1 pseudogene is annotated in these 320 nt (G+C 69.4%); it reads right to left on the bottom strand.

Going from position 1 to position 320, the window contains the following annotated elements:
* Positions 1 to 289, bottom strand: a pseudogene (locus RCF13_RS10775) (hypothetical protein); the annotation flags it as partial.
* Between the last annotated feature and the right edge of the window lie 31 nt (positions 290 to 320).

The raw sequence follows: 320 nt of genomic DNA, 5'->3' as shown, positions 1-320 counted from the left end.
GCGGCACGAAGTCCTTGGGCATGCCGGCCACGGGCACGCCCAGCAGGTCCAGGAAGTCGACCTCGTTCATATCCAGCGCCACCACGCGCTCGGGCTGCCTGTCGATGACGGTGACGCCGAGCTTGTGCCGCACCGTGATGGCGGCATAGGCCGGCGGCGCCGCCGCGCCGGACGACGGCGACGGTTGCGCCCCATTGGGCGCTGGCGCCGTTTCCTGGCCGCAGCCCTGCACCGCGATCGCGGCGGCCACCAGCAGGGCAAACGCCCAGGTCCTGTGCTTGCCGTTCATGTCAATTCTCCCGATGGGTTGAAGTAGTTGC

The sequence above is a fragment of the Stenotrophomonas maltophilia group sp. RNC7 genome, from assembly GCF_030910085.1.
Classification (GTDB): domain Bacteria; phylum Pseudomonadota; class Gammaproteobacteria; order Xanthomonadales; family Xanthomonadaceae; genus Stenotrophomonas; species Stenotrophomonas sepilia.
This window is presented reverse-complemented; position numbering and strand designations above follow the sequence as displayed.